We start from the raw sequence: 14730 nt of genomic DNA, 5'->3' as shown, positions 1-14730 counted from the left end.
CCGGCTAAAGTTGCTGCTGCATTTGCTCTAAAAACGCCTGCACCGCAGCTTCATTGCGGGAGAAAAAATTCCATTGCCCGACTTTTTTGCTGCTGATAAAACCAGCCCGTTGCAAAATCGCCAGATGGTTCGAAACCGTGGACTGGGACAGTCCGGTTTTTTGATCAATTTTGCCGGCACAGACGCCAAACGACAGCGGGTGCTCCTGATCGGCAAAATACAGATCCGGCTGTTTCAGCCAGTTCAGGATGTCGCGCCTAATCGGATGCGACAGCGCTTTGATCATTTCGTCCAGTTCATTATTACTCATCGGTTATCTACTCAGTTTGGGCCCAAACTCAATATATCTTTAAATCGCGATTAATCGAAATATATATCGTTAATTATCGATGTTCAAGGACTGATTAATAGTTAAGCTTTAAGTTTATGTTTTTCAACAATAATTAAATTCACTTCGTTGGGGAGATGCCACAATTCTGTGATGACGGCAATGTCACGGTGTCCATCGTATTATCGCATGCGTGCCCAGGCAACTCAGTGCGCTGCAACACTATCTTGCCGGCTATATCGGGTGATGGAGCAACGCCGGCAATTCAAACAATGACGTTATCTGATAGGTAGGCGAAATGCCGACGGGCAGTGGCTGTGCTGTGGTGTTTAGCCAGCAGCTGTCGATACCGGCGTTTTGGGCACCAAGGACATCGGAATGCGGATTATCGCCGACCATCAGGATCCGGCTTTTATCCGGTTCACCAAGCTGGCGAAAAGCATGCTGGAAAATTTTCGGATCTGGTTTGGCAACGCCTACTTGCTCGGAAATCACCAAGGGGTCAAATAAATCGACCACACCACAATGTTCCAGCCGGGCTTGCTGCATCGCGGTAAAACCATTGGTGATAATGCCAAGCCGCGCTTTGCCTTTCAGGAAATCCAGTAATTCGCGGGCGCCTGGCAGCAAGGTGCATAGCCTGGCCATGGTGAGTAAAAATTCCTGGTTCAGCTGTAAAGCACTGACGCCAAGCATTCCGGCATATGGTTCAAACCGGCGCTGTTGTAAATCGGTGGCGCTGATTTGTCCATCCTGATATTGCTGCCACAACGGCATGTTGACGCGTTGATAACGCTGGAATTCATCCTGATCAAAGGGCAACTGATATCGGCTGAACATCTGTTGTAAGCCACTAAAAGCGTCAAAATGAAATAAGGTATCGTCGGCATCAAACAAAATGTAGTCGTACTTCAGCATGGGTTCTCCGGTGTCTACAAAAACTGATCTGACCGCAATCAAAATCAGGCAGCATTATGCCAGAACGGAGTGGTCAATTGGCTTGGGATGGGATCAGTTGTTGCTACAATCCGCTGAATGTCCCAGACTTGATACCGCGATTGAAAACTCACATCTTCCAGCCGGATAATTTTTTGTCACTGTGATACCTTTATTGACCATCATCTAAAAGCAGGCGCGGTGCATATGTCCTTACCTGATCAAATTAATTACCTCGAACTACCCAGCTTGAACCCACAAGCCAGCAAAGACTTTTTCACCGCGCTGTTTGGCTGGCGGTTTGAAGATTATGGCCCGGACTATATCGCATTTTTTGGTGCCGGTATCGATGGTGGTTTTTACCGCTCGAACATCGTGGCCACACCAGCACAAGGCGGCACGCTGGTGGTGTTAAAAAGCGCCAATCTGGCACAAAGTCTGGCTGAAGTGACGGCTATAGGGGCGACCATCGTCAAACCTATTTTCAGTTTTCCGGGCGGTCATCGTTTTGAGTTCCTGGAGCCTGGCGGCAATCAACTGGCGATTTGGGCGGAATAACAAGTGTAAAAACCGGCCTTTACTTGCTCAAAGTGGCGGCTCGCCTTAAACTTTGGCCACTTTTTCCCGCACAGGTGCCCTGACAGTGACTGACGCTGCTTCGTTATTTCGTTTAAACAAATTTATCAGCGACACCGGATTTTGTTCGCGGCGTGAAGCCGACAAGCTGATTGAGTCGGGCCAGGTGAAAGTGAATGGCCAGGTAGCGCTGGTCGGCACCAAAGTTTCAGCCGACGACAACGTCGAAGTTGCCGGCAAACCTCTGAAAAACAAACCACGCCGGGTTTATCTGGCGTACCACAAACCAGTCGGCATCACGTGCACTACGGAATTGCACATCAAAGGCAATATTGTTGATGCGGTGAAATATCCGGAGCGGATTTTCCCGATTGGCCGCTTGGACAAAGAATCCGAAGGGCTGATTTTTCTGACCAATGACGGTGATATCGTCAATAAAATTCTGCGGGCCGGCAATGCCCATGATAAAGAGTATGTGGTGACGGTCGACAAGCCAATCCACGATGGTTTTATCAAAAAAATGGCCGCTGGTGTGCCAATTCTGGAGACCGTGACGCTGCCATGTCAGGTCACCCAGAAGTCCCGCCATACCTTTAATATCGTACTACGCCAGGGTCTGAACCGGCAAATTCGCCGGATGACCGAATACCTCGGTTTTAATGTCACCAAATTAAAGCGGGTGCGGATCATGAATGTGCGGTTGGCGGGTTTAAATGCCGGGCAGTGGCGGGAGCTGACGGTTGAGGAAATGACCGCGTTGGAAACCATGTTGCTGACCTCCAGTAAAACCGAAGAAGCATCAAAGTTAAGCGGCGCTTTGTTTCACCAGTTGCCGGATGAAGACTGAGTTAGTTGTCACAGATTTGCTGGATCCACTGGATTGGCCGGGTGAGCGCCGACTGTTTCTGGGCATTCTGCCGGACGCTGCCAATGCGCTGCAACTTGCGGCTTTGTTACCGCACATTGCCGCTCCAGCGAAGCCAGTGGCAGCTCGCAACTTACATCTGACGCTGTTATTTCTTGGGCAAAGCACTGCCATGCAAGCCCGCCAATTAACAGAAGCTTTAACCAGGTTGCAGTTGCCAGCTTTTGCGGTCATGTTGGATCAATGGCTGGTGTGGCCAGGCCCTGCGGTGTTATGTCTGGCGGGTGATGTGGTCGATCCGGCGTTGGCTGAGCTGTATTCGACGTTGTGCGAAGTGGCTGCCGCCATTGGTTTTGCACCTCCGCAGCACGACCTGAAACCGCATATTACAGTGGCACGCCATAGTAAATATTTGCCTGCGTTGCCACTGCTGCGCATGCAGTTACACGCGTCAGCATTGGTGCTGTTCCATAGTGAATCGACGCAAGCAGGCGTCTGTTACCGGCCGTTATGGCAATGGCCGTTGCGCTGACGCGCGGCAGACAACGCCTGGACTGATGCAAACAACCCGCAATAACAGGAGTGATGATTTTGGATAAACAGGTATTTATGCAGCAGGCAAAAAATCAGTTTTTGCAGATTTTCCAAAAAAGTAAGGCCAGTCAGCCGGTTACTGTTGAAAAACATCGGACTGAAGGTTTTTTATATGCCGGTGAATTGTTGGGTTTAACCGATAAAAATGAGTTGCAGCAGCTGATGGAACAAGCGCATCTGGAAGTGTTTGGCTATCCGTTGCAGGATCGGTCAGCCGGTTACCAGCAACAACGCAAAGCGGCTTTGTCGCAAGGGCAGTTTCAGTATTTTGACGAGCCGGCAATTTCCCGTCGTTCCTGAATTCATCAACAAAAAAACCGCAGTGTGGCTGCGGTTTCTGTTTAAATCTGAGCTTGCAAACTCAAGCTTCGGCCTATGGCATGCAAGCGCCAGACTGCTGCTTAGTGCAACTTCAGTCGTGGCCGGATAATTTTATTAATCCTGCCAATCACCGAAATCATCACGGTTCGCCACCAACCATGTAACGCGACTTGATGCATCCGGTACAACGAAACATACGCCATGCGGGCAATGCGACCTTCAATCATCATCGCACCACCAACCAGATTACCCATCAAATTGCCGACAGTGCCAAAACGACTCAGTGAAATCAACGAACCATGATCATGATAATGATAGGGTTGTTGCGGTTTGCCCTGTATCGCCGCCATCAGGTTGGTTGCGACGACACTGGCCATCTGGTGCGCTGATTGCGCCCGTGGCGGTACCCATTTATTATCTGGCAGTGGGCAACCAGCGCAATCACCAATCACATAAATTTGACTGTCGCGGGTCGTCTGCAGTGTTGGCAAAACCAGCAGCTGGTTCATCCGATTGTTTTCAAGGCCTGCCAAATCCTTAAGAAAATCAGGTGCTTTGATCCCCGCCGCCCACACCATCAATTCAGAAGCTAAATGTTCATCACCGAGTTGCAGGCCATGTTCATCGGCTGCAGTCACTTTGGTTGAAACCCTGACATCAACACCAAGCTTCACCAGCTCTCTATGTGCCGCTGCCGCGATACGCTCTGGTAAGGCAGGTAAAATCCGCGGGCCAGCTTCAATCATACTGATTTTTAAGCGATCACGTTTCATATCGCCAAAACCGTACAAATTCAGTTCTGCCGCGGCATGGTGTAACTCGGCAGCCAATTCAACGCCGGTGGCACCGGCACCAACAATGGCAATATTCAGGTTATCTTTCGGATGGCCAGGGGAATTCAGTTTTAAGTAGGCTTCTAATAACCGGCGATGAAAGCGGTTGGCTTGGACCGGACTGTCCAGGAAAATACAGTTTTCAGGGACGCCTGGGGTGCCGAAATGGTTCGAGACGCTGCCAATTGCCAACACCAGATAGTCATAACTTAACTGGCGCTCAGATAAAATCTCTTCGCCATTCTCATCATACATCGGCGCCAGAGTGACGGTGCGTTGTTCACGATCAAGTCCAGTCATGGTGCCCATCTGGAAGTCAAAGCCATGGGCTCTGGCGTGGGCACGGTAGTTTACCTGATCAATATCAACATCAAGAGTGCCGGTCGCTACTTCATGCAACAGTGGTTTCCAGATATGCGTCGGATTTCGGTCAACCAGCGTAATGTCGGCTGTAGCTTTGCGGCCGAGTTTGTTGCCTAAACGGGTTGCCAGTTCCAGACCACCGGCGCCACCGCCGATAACAATGATTCTTGCGCGTGCCATTTGTTGTTACTCATTTCAATTTGGAAGGAGGTGCTTCTGCTGCCTGGCAGCAAAAATAAAGCCGGCAATGATGCCGGCTCAGGATCAGCTATTTTTTTGCCGTTTCATTGAATCGAAGAACTCGTCATTGGTCTTCGTCATCTGTAAACGGTCAATCAGGAATTCCATACAATCGGTCTCATCCATTGGATTGAGAATTTTGCGTAAGATCCACATTTTTTGCAGCTCTTCTGCGGATGCCAGCAATTCTTCACGACGGGTACCTGAACGGTTAAAGTCGATGGCAGGGAACACACGGCGTTCGGCGATTTTGCGCGAAAGGTGCAGTTCCATGTTACCGGTACCTTTAAATTCTTCGTAAATGACTTCGTCCATTTTCGAACCGGTATCCACCAGCGCTGTCGCGATAATGGTTAAGCTACCACCTTCTTCCACGTTACGGGCAGCACCAAAAAAGCGTTTTGGTTTGTGCAGCGCGTTGGCGTCCACACCACCGGTCAGGACTTTGCCTGAACTTGGGATAACGGTGTTGTAAGCACGGGCTAAACGGGTAATGGAATCGAGCAGGATGATCACGTCTTTTTTGTGTTCAACCAAGCGTTTGGCTTTTTCAATTACCATTTCAGCGACTTGCACGTGACGGCTGGCTGGTTCGTCGAAGGTTGAAGCGACCACTTCACCTTTCACCATCCGCTGCATCTCGGTGACTTCTTCCGGACGCTCGTCAATCAGCAATACCATCAACACACATTCCGGGTAATTGGCAGCAATCGACTGGGCGATGTTCTGTAACAGAATGGTTTTACCGGCTTTGGGTGGTGCGACAATCAGACCACGCTGGCCGCGGCCAATCGGTGAGGCTAAGTCGAGGACGCGGGCGGTAATGTCTTCTTTACTGCCGTTACCACGTTCCATCCGCAGCCGTGAATTGGCATGCAGTGGTGTTAAGTTTTCAAATAAAATTTTGTTGCGGGCTTGCTCAGGGCGGCCGAAGTTCACTTCGTTCACTTTGAGCAGCGCAAAATAACGTTCGCCTTCTTTTGGCGGGCGGATCAGGCCAGAAATACTGTCACCGGTACGCAGGTTAAAACGGCGGATCTGGCTTGGCGAGACGTAAATATCGTCTGGGCCAGCTAAATAAGAACTGTCAGATGAGCGCAGGAAGCCAAATCCGTCGGCCAGAATTTCGACGACACCGTCACCGTAAATCTCTTCGCCGTTTTTGGCATGAGATTTCAAAATGGCGAAAATGATATCTTGCTTACGCAGCCGGGCCATATTTTCCAGGCCCATGGTTTCGGCCAGATCAACCAGCTCGTTAATCGGCTTCAGCTTCAGTTCGGTTAAATGCATATTGATGGGTTCTTGTGTATCAAAACAGAAAGATAGCTTTTCGCTGAGCAATTGATTTTCAGAATTGAATTAGCCAACGAGGAAGCGGGTTATTTGAGAAGTTGCTGAGCTACACCTTAGCAGGATAAGTTTTGGACGTCCAGCGGCAGTCAGAAAAAAGGCGTACAAAAATACGCCTCTTAATCTACACGGTTCTGTGGCACAAATCAGATATTTGAATCGAGGAATTCTTTTAACTGAGTTTTAGATAAAGCGCCGACTTTCGTCGCGGCAACAGCACCGTTTTTGAATAACAACAACGTTGGGATACCACGAATACCAAATTTTGGTGGCGTGGCTGGGTTATGGTCGATATTCACTTTGGCAATGGTGACTTTGCCGGCATATTCCACGGCCACATCGGCCAGAATTGGCGCGATCATTTTGCACGGACCACACCATTCAGCCCAGAAGTCTACCAACACAGGTGCTTCAGCTTTTAATACGTCAGCTTCAAAGCTGTCATCAGAAACCTGTAAAATATGTTCGCTCATTGTACTCTCCGATAGGGCTGGGCAGGGATACTGCGATATTCAGCTGTTTTAAGGTGCATCATTTTGGGTGAACCCAAAGCGTTGTTTGCACCAGTGAAAATTCTGGCATCAATTTTATCCTGACTGTTCCTTATTGCAAGCGTAACGGTTATGCTAAGCCGGTATGAATAAAACACACCTCACTCAGCATAAATTCGCCGATTTTGCATTGGCACCTCAGGTTCTTGCCGCACTCGCTGCGCAAGGTTACTCCAATTGTACGCCGATCCAGGCACAGTGTTTACCACTGGCACTGGCCGGTAAAGATATCGCAGGTCAGGCACAGACCGGCACCGGGAAAACCCTGGCCTTTCTGACTGCCACTTTCCATTACCTGCTGACCCATGAACCTCGAGGTTCAGGTCAACCACGTGCCATTATTATGGCTCCTACGCGTGAACTGGCGGTTCAGATCCATACTGACGCCTTGTTACTGGCAAAACATTCTGGTCTGAAGCTTGCTCTGATTTATGGGGGCGAGGGTTACGATTCTCAACGCCAGTTATTAGAAAATGGCGCAGATATTTTAATTGGCACCACCGGCCGCTTAATTGACTACATGAAACAAGGCCTGTACGACCTGAAACAAATTCAGGTGGTGGTACTGGATGAAGCCGATCGGATGTTCGATTTGGGCTTTATCAAAGACATTCGCTACATGTTTACCCGGATGCCACCCGCCACTGAACGGTTAAGTTTGCTGTTTTCAGCAACTTTATCTTACAAGGTGCAGGAACTGGCGTTCGAGCAAATGAACCAGCCGGAACATATTCACATTGCGCCTGAGCAAATGACCGGCAGCCGCATCAGCGAAGAATTATTTTACCCATCGAGCGAACACAAAATTCCATTGCTCTTGAGCTTAATGGAAGAAGAATGGCCGGATAAAGCTATTGTGTTTGCCAATACCAAACACTGGTGCGAAGACATTTTCGCTTGGCTCGAAGCCGATGGTCATCGTGTTGGCATGCTCACCGGTGATGTGATCCAGAAAAAACGTTTAAAAATTCTGGATGATTTCACCACTGGTAAACTCGATATTCTGGTGGCAACCGATGTTGCTGCCCGTGGTCTGCATATTCCAATGGTCAGCCATGTGTTTAACTTTGACTTACCGGATGACTGCGAAGATTACGTGCACCGCATTGGCCGTACTGGTCGTGCTGGCGAAAGCGGTAAGGCGATCAGTTTTGCCTGCGAGCGTTATGCGTTAAATCTAACCGCCATTGAAGATTACATCCGTCATCCAATCGCAGTGACTCAATACGATGCGAAAGCCCTTCTGACCGACTTAATCCAGCCAAAAGCCAGGGTTCGTCGTCGTCCGGGACAAGCGCGTAATGCAGGACGTAGCCATCCGAATGGTCCAAGACCACAACGCGCCAGACCTCGTTAAGCCTGGTGTCGCGACGCCTGCGCAATCACAGCATGAAGATATTTATGCTGTGATTGACCTCGGCTCCAATAGCTTTCACATGTTGATGGTGAAAGTGGTTGGCGGCAGTGTGCAGGTGATAGGCCGGGTCAAACGCAAAGTGCGGTTGGCGGCGGGTCTGAATGACAGTCTGGTGCTCAGTAAAAAAGCCATGAATCGGGGCTGGGAATGTCTGGCGCTGTTCGCAGAGCGGCTACAGGATATTCCGGCAGCGAATATTCGTATTGTCGGCACCGCCACCTTGCGCCTTGCCCGCAACGTCAAAGTTTTCCTCGCTGAAGCTGAAAAAATTCTTGGTCACCAAATCGAAATCATCGCTGGCGAAGAAGAAGCCCGGCTGATTTATCTTGGCGTTGCCCATACCTCCAATTGTGATTCCAACCGCTTAGTCATTGATATCGGTGGCGCTTCGACCGAAATTGTCGTTGGCACTGGTTTTCAACCTTTGTTGCTGGCCAGCCTGAATATGGGCTGCGTGACTTATCTGGACCGCTATTTCGCTGATGGTCTGCTGACCGAAGATAACTTTAATGCCGCGATTGCCGCAGCAGAAGCCGAAGTTGAAACTATCGCGCAGCAGTTTATCGCCTCCGGCTGGCAGATTTCGGTGGGTGCTTCCGGCACAGTGCAGGCGATGCAGGAAATTCTGGTGGCGCAAGGGCAGGATGAAGTCATTACGCTGGCGCGATTAGAAGGCATTTTGCAACAAGCCTTAGTCTGTGGTCAGCTGGAGCAACTGACGTTGGTTGGGCTGGCACAAGAGCGTAAGCAGGTATTTCCGTCTGGCCTTTCGATCCTGATTGCCTTGTTCCGCAAATTACACATTCCGGGGATGACCTTATCCGGCGGCGCACTGCGCGAAGGTGTGTTGTACGGCATGCTACCGCAACTGCAGCATATGGATGTTCGTAACCGGACTATTGCCAGTTTGATGGTGCGTTATTACATCGACGAGCAGCACGCCAATCGGGTGGCAGAAATGGCGCTGCAACTGGCCAATCAGCTACAGGCGCAGTGGCAACTGGGTAAATTTGAAGGTTTGAGTATGCTCAAATCTGGTGCCTTATTACACGAGCTTGGTTTATTGATCGAATACAAAAACCATCATCATCATGGTGCTTATATTATCAGCCACACTGAATTGCCTGGTTTTACCCGTGCTCAGCAGCAACTGCTGATGGCGCTGGTGTATAACCACCGCGCTGATATCAACCGCGAAATTATCGCTCGCCAAACCATGACCTCGGTATTGCTCGCTGTGCGGTTAACCCGGTTATTGCGGATTTCTGTGGTGTTATCGATGCGCCGGCGACACGAAGTGTTACCTGAAGTACAAATCAGTGCTCAGGCAGAAAGCCTGACGCTGACGCTACCCAAAGGCTGGTTAGAGCAACATCCGCTGATGCGCGCGGAGCTGGAGCAGGAAGTGGCTTATCAGCAACAAGCCGGTTGGTTACTGCTGTTGAAATAAAAAAGGTCGGAGTTAATTGTTTACAATTAGCCCCAACCCCTTTTTATTCCGGCCTTTTTTTAAGGTTTAGTTGTAGCGTCAGCAGGCGGTTTTTCCACTCTGATCACACCGCCTTCGTCGGCTTCACCCTGTAAAATACTGATTTCAATCCGGCGGTTCTTCGCGCGGTTGGCCGTACTGCTATTGTCGACCAGAGGCATGGTATCGGCACGACCTTGCGCCGTGATCCGGTTTGCCGCCAGTTTGTTGTTCTGGATCATCACTTCGACGATCGCCACCGCCCGCAGCGCTGATAACTCCCAGTTACTCCGGAACAGACCATCGGAAGTTTCGGTCAAGGTATCATCCGTGTGGCCAGTGACCGACACTGCACCTGGAATATCCTGTAACAAGGTACTGATTTGTTGCACCAGTGGGATCAATCTTGGTTGTAAAAAGGCCGAACCTTCCGGAAATAAGGCGTTGTCATTAATCCGGATGATGATCTGCTGACCAAGTTGTTCCACTTCAACACGTTGATTTTCAAGCTGTTTACGAAGTTTTCCAACCAATTCTTCCTGATCTTTTTCCTTACTGACCAACGAGCTGGCATCCGATAACTGCAAATCTTCTTTGGCGTCTTTTTGCGAGTTACCGACGTTCAAATCAATCGCAAGGGCTTCAACGGGCAAGGGTTCCGGGGGCAGGGCATCGGCTGGATCTTTCTCGCCAGCGGCCGCTTTAATGTCGGTTTGTTTTTCCAGAATACCGGTGCCACCTTCCAGTGCTGGTGTCCCGGCAGGTCTGGAAATCAGCCCGACAGTTCCCATCGAATCCATAAAGGCTTTCACCATGGCGTTGTACTCAGATTGTTTCGCCATGGCGAACGAATACAACACTACAAAGAGTGCAAACAGCAACGTCACGAAGTCAGCAAAGGAAACCAACCAGCGTTCATGATTCTCTGGCGGTTCAGGCTTCTTCGGTTTTGCCACCATGACCTCCAACGTACCCTTCTAACCGGGTCGCAAGTTGTTGCGGTGAAATACCGTCGGCAATGCCCATAATGGCGACCAGCGTCATCATTTTATAGTGCTTAATTTCGTGAGCAAAGAATTTATAACGGTTACCGAAAGGTAGGAAAATCAGGTTGGCAAAAGCGACCCCGTAGATGGTTGCGACAAATGCAACTGCAATACCACCACCGAGTTCGTCCGGTCTATCCAGCAAACCCATCGCGTGAATTAAGCCTAAAACTGCACCGATAATCCCCATTGTCGGGCAATAACCACCCATAGCTTCATAGAATTTGGCGGTAAATTCCAAATCTTCTTGTTCAAATTCAATTTCATCTTCCAGCGTTTCGCTGATCCGATCTTTATCAAAACCATCGATTAACATGCCCAGACCTTTCTTTAAAAAAGGGTCGGCAATGTCATCGATTTTTTCTTCAAGCGCTAAAAAACCGCCTTTGCGCGCCATGTTGGATAATTCCTGCATGTACATACTGCGCTCGTACAAATCTAGTTTTAACGGAATGATCAGCCACTTAAAGCGTTTTATGGCCCCCATAGGGGCTGAAAAAGGAAATTGAGTTAAAGCGGCACCGAAGGTACTGCCGACTACAATCAAAAATGCTGGGCCGTTTAGCAATGCGCCGGGGTGTCCACCTTCCAGTATGTTCCCACCAATAATACAGCACAGCGCAATGATCAATCCGATCAAACTCATAGTTCACCATGTATGTCGTTCAAGTTATGAAATACATCATATATCAGCACCGTTCTGGCTGATCTGTTTTTGGCTTAATTATTTAATAAAATAGCCGCCTTTTTGGCGAAGTAAGTCAGAATGCCATCGGCTCCGGCGCGCTTAAAGGCCAATAACGACTCCATCACCACCGCGTCTTCAGCCAGCCAGCCGTTTTGGATCGCTGCCATATGCATTGCGTATTCACCGCTGACCTGATAGGCAAAAGTCGGTACGCCAAATTCGTCTTTCACCCGCCGGACAATGTCCAGGTATGGCATCCCAGGTTTGACCATCACCATATCCGCTCCTTCTTCTAAATCCAGCGCCACTTCACGCATTGCTTCGTTGCTGTTGGCCGGATCCATCTGATAGGACTTTTTATTGCCGCCCTTTAAGTTGCCGGCTGAACCAACCGCATCCCGGAACGGGCCGTAATAAGCGGAGGCGTATTTGGCCGAATAAGCCAGAATGCGGGTATTGTGAAAACCAGCGGCTTCCAGCGCTTCACGAATAGCACCAATGCGACCATCCATCATATCGGACGGCGCGACGATATCGGCGCCAGCTTCGGCATGCGACAAGGCTTGTTTTACCAGAATATCGGTGGTGATGTCGTTCAGCACATAACCGGACTCATCAATAATGCCATCCTGACCATGGGTGGTAAAAGGGTCCAGTGCGACGTCCGTAATAATGCCCAGTTCCGGCACCTGCTGTTTCAGTAACCGTACCGCCCGTTGCGCCAATGCATCCGGGTTATAGGCTTCTTCAGCCAACAGCGTCTTTTTCGCCAGTGGCGTCACCGGAAACAGCGCAATCGCCGGAATACCCAGTGCGACTAATTCTTTGGCTTCTTCGAGCAATAAATCCAGAGTCAGCCGTTCAATACCCGGCATTGAAGCAATGGCCTCGCGGCTGTTTTCGCCTTCAATAATGAACATTGGGTAAATTAAGTCATTGACGGTTAACTGATTTTCCGCCATTAACCGGCGGCTGAAATCATGTTGACGCATCCGCCGTAAGCGGGCTGCCGGGAAATAGCTAGTTGACGAGTTCATCCTGAGTTCCTTCGACCGCTACTGCAGTGGCTTCAACCACGGCGGCCATTGATAATTTAACCTGATTGCGACCAGAGGTTTTTGCCAGATACAACGCCTGATCGGCGGCATGAATAAAATCAGTACTGACCATCTCAGGTCCGGCAATGCTGGCAAAACAACCGGCGCTGATGTGGACGGCTACAGCGCCAATTTCGGTCTCAAACGGCTGCTCGGCAATGCTGTGGCGAATTTGTTCGGCCAATGCCAGCACACCTTCGGCATCGGTATTGGGCAAAATAAGGGCAAATTCTTCACCGCCGTAGCGGCAAACGTAGTCGCTGCTGCGTTTCAGTAAGTCCTGAATACGCTGTGCGACACCGCGGATCACTGCATCGCCCGCCAGATGGCCGTGATTGTCGTTAATTTGCTTAAAGTGATCAATGTCCAGCATCACAATCGCCAGCGGCCTTTGTTCGCGGCGACTACGTTTGAGTTCAGCCAGAATTTTTTTATCAAAATAAGCACGATTGCGCACGCCACTTAATGCATCAAGGGTGTTTTGTTCTTCCAGAATACGGTTTTTATCCGCCAGTTCATTTAAGGCGACTTGCAGCTCAAAAGTGCGGGTCTGAATACTGTCTTCCAGCCGCTCGGCGGTATCGCGCTGCCAATGCAGTTGTCGACGATACACCACAAAGGCGCAAATTGCCGCGCCCAAACTAAAACTGAACAGGCTACATAATAGAAAATGCACCGGATAAAGGGTGACGGTTGCAAGCCAGTGTTCCAGCCAGTCGGTTGTTATCACCATGACGGCCTTGAGAATAATGATTGGGCATTTTGGTGGCTGTGATGCGCAATGTCGGCAAGGCTCCAACCGCGTAGCTGCGCGATCTGCTGGGCTATTGCGCTAATAAAAGCGGGCTCGTTGCGACGCGATTTTGGTTTGACTGTCAGGTTACGTGGTAACAAATAAGGTGCATCCGTTTCCAGGATCAAGCGATCCAATGGCAAATACTGTAACGCATCCTGCAACATTGTGGCCCGGCGCTCATCGCACAGCCATCCCGTGATCCCTATATACAAACCCAAATCCAGATAAGCTTTCAGCTGGGTGGCATCCCCGGTAAAACAGTGGGCGATGCCAAAATCAATCTGATGCTGTTTCAATAAAGCCAACTGGTCGGAAAATGCCTCACGTTCGTGTAAGTAAACCGCTTTTTGCAGTTGTTTGGCAAGGGAAAGTTGTGCAGAAAAAACGCTGATTTGCTGATCTTTGGCGGAAAACATCCGGTTAAAATCGAGGCCACATTCGCCAACCGCCACCACTTCCGGCTGCTGCAACAGGAGCTGGAGCTGTGGCAGCCAGCCTTCGGCGACTGCTGCTGCCTGATGCGGATGCACGCCAGCTGTGGTCAGCATGCCGGTTTGCTGCTGACAATATTGAATATTGAGGGTCGTTTCTGCCAGATCGCTGCTAATCAACAGTTGCTGTTGTACACCGGCCTCTTTGGCACGTGCCACAACCTGGTCACGGTCTTGATCAAATTGCTGGCTGAACAGATTGACTCCGGCATCAAACCAGCAAAATGAGTTATTCGACACGCCGCACCCGGATTTTCTTTTTCGTCCCTTCAATTCCCAATAAAAAGGAACCGATGGCTCCGCGTTTTACCACACAGCGATCACCCGCCTGGATGTTCAGGTACTCTTGATCGAGTTGTCGCCACTGCTGCCCATTTTCTAGCGTAATCAGTAACTTCTTGCGCAAATCCTGAGCGACGGTTTTCACGACGCTGCTAATTTCTTCAATTTCAGCGTCCGGCCTCGGCTTTTTCAAACCAAATTCCGCTGCGATTTCTTGTTTTGGCGTTGCCTGAGGTGGTTGTATCACCGGTGTTTTGGTCGCAGTGGTGGTTACCACAGGATTTACAGTCGTCGTGGCCACAGCCTGTTGCTGCACCGGGTTATCGAGTTGGCTGACAATTTGATCAAAACAGCTCAGACGTTGTTCTTCGTCGGAAATTTGCTGGCAACTTTGCAGCTGGGTTTTTAAATCAACGCTGCTGGCGAAGGCTGCAGGCATCATCAATATCAGTACAGCGCAAGTTTTTAAGTGCATTCTCATTCCT

17 protein-coding genes are annotated in these 14730 nt (G+C 49.8%); 6 read left to right on the top strand and 11 right to left on the bottom strand.

Annotated features, from left to right (window positions below):
* Positions 1 to 4: 4 nt before the first annotated feature.
* Positions 5 to 310 carry an ArsR/SmtB family transcription factor gene (locus EOE67_RS08520; RefSeq protein ID WP_068069735.1) on the bottom strand — a complete coding sequence of 102 codons (306 nt, stop codon included), beginning with the start codon at positions 308 to 310 and terminating at the stop codon, positions 5 to 7.
* 252 nt (positions 311 to 562) lie between these two features.
* Entirely contained in the window at positions 563 to 1246 is a 684-nt protein-coding gene (gene yjjG / locus EOE67_RS08515) for a pyrimidine 5'-nucleotidase (RefSeq protein WP_206099533.1), read from the bottom strand.
* Between the two features lie 225 nt (positions 1247 to 1471).
* Here yjjG and EOE67_RS08510 point away from each other — a divergent pair, with 225 nt between their 5' ends.
* The 4 genes from EOE67_RS08510 to EOE67_RS08495 all read left to right on the top strand — a co-directional run bounded on the left by EOE67_RS08510 (position 1472) and on the right by EOE67_RS08495 (position 3599).
* Positions 1472 to 1822 carry a VOC family protein gene (locus EOE67_RS08510; protein ID WP_127698674.1) on the top strand — a complete coding sequence of 117 codons (351 nt, stop codon included), beginning with the start codon at positions 1472 to 1474 and terminating at the stop codon, positions 1820 to 1822.
* 85 nt (positions 1823 to 1907) lie between these two features.
* On the top strand, positions 1908 to 2687 hold the full coding sequence (gene rluF, locus EOE67_RS08505) for a 23S rRNA pseudouridine(2604) synthase RluF (protein ID WP_127698673.1): 780 nt from the start codon (positions 1908 to 1910) through the stop codon (positions 2685 to 2687).
* On the top strand, positions 2677 to 3237 hold the full coding sequence (thpR, locus tag EOE67_RS08500; protein WP_127698672.1) for an RNA 2',3'-cyclic phosphodiesterase: 561 nt from the start codon (positions 2677 to 2679) through the stop codon (positions 3235 to 3237). The genes rluF and thpR overlap by 11 nt, the downstream gene beginning before the upstream one ends.
* 59 nt (positions 3238 to 3296) lie before the next feature.
* A complete protein-coding gene (locus tag EOE67_RS08495) occupies positions 3297 to 3599 on the top strand; it encodes a hypothetical protein (protein WP_127698671.1) in 303 nt (100 codons plus the stop codon).
* Between the two features lie 101 nt (positions 3600 to 3700).
* Here the strand turns inward: EOE67_RS08495 and EOE67_RS08490 are convergent, their stop codons facing one another.
* The 3 genes from EOE67_RS08490 to trxA form a co-directional block, all read right to left on the bottom strand.
* Positions 3701 to 4996: an NAD(P)/FAD-dependent oxidoreductase gene (locus tag EOE67_RS08490; RefSeq protein WP_127698670.1), complete on the bottom strand. Its 1296-nt coding sequence runs from the start codon at positions 4994 to 4996 to the stop codon at positions 3701 to 3703.
* A gap of 84 nt (positions 4997 to 5080) precedes the next feature.
* Complete coding sequence (gene rho / locus EOE67_RS08485; protein ID WP_127698669.1) at positions 5081 to 6349, bottom strand: transcription termination factor Rho; 1269 nt, start codon at positions 6347 to 6349, stop codon at positions 5081 to 5083.
* A gap of 206 nt (positions 6350 to 6555) precedes the next feature.
* Positions 6556 to 6882 carry a thioredoxin TrxA gene (gene trxA / locus EOE67_RS08480; protein WP_127698668.1) on the bottom strand — a complete coding sequence of 109 codons (327 nt, stop codon included), beginning with the start codon at positions 6880 to 6882 and terminating at the stop codon, positions 6556 to 6558.
* 163 nt (positions 6883 to 7045) lie between these two features.
* Here trxA and rhlB point away from each other — a divergent pair, with 163 nt between their 5' ends.
* On the top strand, positions 7046 to 8317 hold the full coding sequence (rhlB, locus tag EOE67_RS08475; protein WP_127698667.1) for an ATP-dependent RNA helicase RhlB: 1272 nt from the start codon (positions 7046 to 7048) through the stop codon (positions 8315 to 8317).
* Positions 8283 to 9827, top strand: coding sequence for a guanosine-5'-triphosphate,3'-diphosphate diphosphatase (gppA, locus tag EOE67_RS08470; protein ID WP_240652755.1), 1545 nt, complete (start codon positions 8283 to 8285; stop codon positions 9825 to 9827). Before rhlB ends, gppA begins: the two co-directional genes overlap by 35 nt.
* Before the next feature lie 59 nt (positions 9828 to 9886).
* Here gppA and EOE67_RS08465 read toward each other — a convergent pair whose 3' ends face one another.
* The 6 genes from EOE67_RS08465 to EOE67_RS08440 form a co-directional block, all read right to left on the bottom strand.
* The gene (locus tag EOE67_RS08465) at positions 9887 to 10801 is read right to left on the bottom strand and encodes a MotB family protein (RefSeq protein ID WP_127698665.1); all 915 of its coding nucleotides are present in this window, start codon (positions 10799 to 10801) and stop codon (positions 9887 to 9889) included.
* A complete protein-coding gene (locus tag EOE67_RS08460; RefSeq protein ID WP_127698664.1) occupies positions 10779 to 11537 on the bottom strand; it encodes a flagellar motor protein in 759 nt (252 codons plus the stop codon). The genes EOE67_RS08465 and EOE67_RS08460 overlap by 23 nt, the downstream gene beginning before the upstream one ends.
* A 74-nt stretch (positions 11538 to 11611) precedes the next feature.
* Positions 11612 to 12616, bottom strand: a complete 1005-nt coding sequence (gene hemB / locus EOE67_RS08455) for a porphobilinogen synthase (RefSeq protein WP_127698663.1) — start codon at positions 12614 to 12616, stop codon at positions 11612 to 11614.
* On the bottom strand, positions 12600 to 13409 hold the full coding sequence (locus EOE67_RS08450) for a GGDEF domain-containing protein (RefSeq protein WP_127698662.1): 810 nt from the start codon (positions 13407 to 13409) through the stop codon (positions 12600 to 12602). The genes hemB and EOE67_RS08450 overlap by 17 nt, the downstream gene beginning before the upstream one ends.
* Complete coding sequence (locus EOE67_RS08445; RefSeq protein ID WP_127698661.1) at positions 13403 to 14203, bottom strand: TatD family hydrolase; 801 nt, start codon at positions 14201 to 14203, stop codon at positions 13403 to 13405. The genes EOE67_RS08450 and EOE67_RS08445 overlap by 7 nt, the downstream gene beginning before the upstream one ends.
* The gene (locus tag EOE67_RS08440) at positions 14193 to 14720 is read right to left on the bottom strand and encodes a hypothetical protein (RefSeq protein ID WP_127698660.1); all 528 of its coding nucleotides are present in this window, start codon (positions 14718 to 14720) and stop codon (positions 14193 to 14195) included. Before EOE67_RS08440 ends, EOE67_RS08445 begins: the two co-directional genes overlap by 11 nt.
* Positions 14721 to 14730 lie beyond the last annotated feature (10 nt).

Origin of the sequence: Rheinheimera riviphila (assembly GCF_004005945.1) — a bacterium.
Taxonomy (GTDB): Bacteria; Pseudomonadota; Gammaproteobacteria; order Enterobacterales; family Alteromonadaceae; genus Pararheinheimera; species Pararheinheimera riviphila.
This window is presented reverse-complemented; position numbering and strand designations above follow the sequence as displayed.